A 2,193-nucleotide genomic window follows, 5' to 3' on the forward strand; every position below is an offset into this window, starting at 1 on the left:
CCCCGGGCCCGCTGTGGAGGTCGGTGCTCAGCGGTTCTCGAGGGCCTCGCGCACGGCCTTGCTGGTCGAGGGCACGGTGGCGGTGGGGCCGACCTCGCCGGACACGGCGTCGAGGGTCTTGAGACCGTCTCCCGTGATCAGCAGGACGGTCTCGGCCTCCCGGTCGATCAGACCGGCCTCGATGAGCTTCTGCGCGGTCGCGACCGTGACGCCGCCCGCGGTCTCGGCGAACACACCCTCGGTGCGGGCGAGCAGCCGGATGCCGGCGCGCACCTCGTCGTCCGTCACGTGGCCCACGGCCCCGCCGGTGCGGCGCACCGAGTCCAGCACGTACGGCCCGTCGGCGGGGTTGCCGATCGCGAGCGAGCGGGCGATGGTGTCCGGCTTGACGGGCTGGATGAAGTCGTGGCCCTCCTCGAACGCGGTCGCGACGGGGGAGCACCCGGCCGCCTGCGCGCCGAAGATCTTGTAGGGCTTGTCCTCGACCAGGCCGAGCTTCACGAACTCGCCGAAGCCCTTGTCCACCTTGGTCAGCTGCGAACCCGAGGCGACCGGGATGACGATCTGGTCGGGGAGCCGCCAGCCCAGCTGCTCGGCGACCTCGTAGCCCAGGGTCTTGGAGCCCTCCGCGTAGTACGGGCGCACGTTGACGTTCACGAACGCCCAGTCCTCGTGCTCCGCGGCGAGCTCGGTGGCGAGCCGGTTGACGTCGTCGTAGTTGCCGTCGACGGCGAGCAGCGTGCCGCCGTACACGGCCGTCGTGGTGATCTTCGCCTGCTCCAGGTTGGAGGGGATGAGCACGACGGAGTCCCAGCCCGCCCGGGCGGCCGCGGCGGCCACGGCGTTGGCCAGGTTGCCGGTGGAGGGGCAGCAGAGCACGGAGAAGCCCAGCTCACGGGCCGCGGCGAGGGCCACGGCGACCACGCGGTCCTTGAAGGAGTGCGTGGGGTTGCCCGTGTCGTCCTTGATCCACAGCTTGCGCACGCCCAGCTCGGCGGCGAGCCGGTCGGCCTCGATCAGGCGGGTCAGGCCGGGCTCGGTGTTGGGGAAGGACTCGACGTTCGAGGGGACGGGCAGCAGGTCCCGGTAGCGCCAGATCGACTTCGGGCCCGCCTCGATCGAGGCGCGGGTGACCTCGGGGAAGTCGTAGGCGATCTCCAGTGGGCCGAAACACTGGGAACACGCGAACTCCGCGGCCAGCGGGGCCTCGTGGCCGCACTCGCGACAGGCGAGGGCGCGGGCGGAGCCCAGGTCGTACGAGGTGCCGGCAGGGCTGTCTGCGGTGAGAGTCATCAGATCTCCTCATCTGTCCCGCGCACGCGGGCCGGAATTGGCACCTGGTTCGTCGACGTGCGTCCACCGTCGAGGTGTGACGCGCGGATCGTCGTTCGACGCCGGTTGCCGGGGCTTCTACGGGCCGTTCCCTCTGCCCCTCTGGATGAGCCATGTTCAGTTGTGCCCAGCCCCATGGGAGGCGGACGGCCGAAAGATCCGGATGACGTTCACGTTACGGCACCGTCCGGGGGTCAATCCAGCCGATTCCGTCATCTGGGAGCCGGCTCACCCCAGCTCGGGAGGCCCGTCGCGGAGTGTCGGTGCCGTGCGCGACGATGGCGGTGCACGCGCGGCGACCCGCGCGGCGACCCGTCCGCCCCTCGGAGGAGGCCCGTCCGTGCCCGCCACGAAGCCGCCTGCCCCGCTGCAGCTCGTCGTGGGCGAGGAGGAGCTGCTGGTCGAACGCGCGGTGGCCGAGATCCTCCGGGGCTCGCGCGCGGTGGACCCGGACACGGACGTGCGCAGGCTCCGGCCGTCCGAGGTCACCCCCGGCGAGCTGGTCGGCCACCTCAGCCCCTCGCTGTTCGCCGAGTCGCGGGTCGTGGTGATCCAGTCGGCGCACGAGGCGGGCAAGGAGCTGGCCGCCGCGATCCTGGCGTACGGCCGTGAGCCCGCCGAAGGGATCGTGCTGGTCGCGCTGCATGCGGGTGGCGCCCGCGGCAAGCAGCTGGCGGACGACCTGCGCAAGCTGGGGGCCGTCGTCACGCGGTGCGACAAGCTGGGTCGCGCCGAGGAGCGCGCCGAGTTCGTGCGGGCGGAGGCCCGGCGGGCGTGCGGCTCGATCACCGCGGACGCCGTGGCGGCGCTGCTCGAGGCGGTCGGGTCGGACCTGCGGGAGCTCGCCGCGGCGACCGGGCA

General features: G+C 72.5%; 2 protein-coding genes and 1 riboswitch. Of the genes, one reads left to right on the top strand and one right to left on the bottom strand.

Annotated elements, in window-relative coordinates; translation table 11 throughout:
- Positions 1-27: 27 nt before the first annotated feature.
- Entirely contained in the window at positions 28-1,293 is a 1,266-nt protein-coding gene (gene thrC / locus H5J29_RS29915) for a threonine synthase (RefSeq protein ID WP_181784315.1), read from the bottom strand.
- A gap of 6 nt (positions 1,294-1,299) precedes the next feature.
- A riboswitch (SAM riboswitch) is annotated at positions 1,300-1,445 on the bottom strand.
- Between the two features lie 227 nt (positions 1,446-1,672).
- On the opposite strand from thrC, the gene H5J29_RS29920 reads away from it, so the two are divergent.
- Positions 1,673-2,193, top strand: a 521-nt coding sequence (locus H5J29_RS29920; RefSeq protein WP_512700149.1) for a DNA polymerase III subunit delta, incomplete at its 3' end; no start/stop codon positions are given.

Origin of the sequence: Pseudonocardia pini, assembly GCF_013870575.1 — a bacterium.
GTDB classification, from domain to species: Bacteria; Actinomycetota; Actinomycetes; order Mycobacteriales; family Pseudonocardiaceae; genus Pseudonocardia; species Pseudonocardia pini.

Coding starts and splice junctions, on each gene's coding strand:
- thrC (WP_181784315.1), bottom strand. CDS start 1,293: ATGACTCTCACCGCAGACAGCCCTGCCGGCACCTCGTACGACCTGGGC.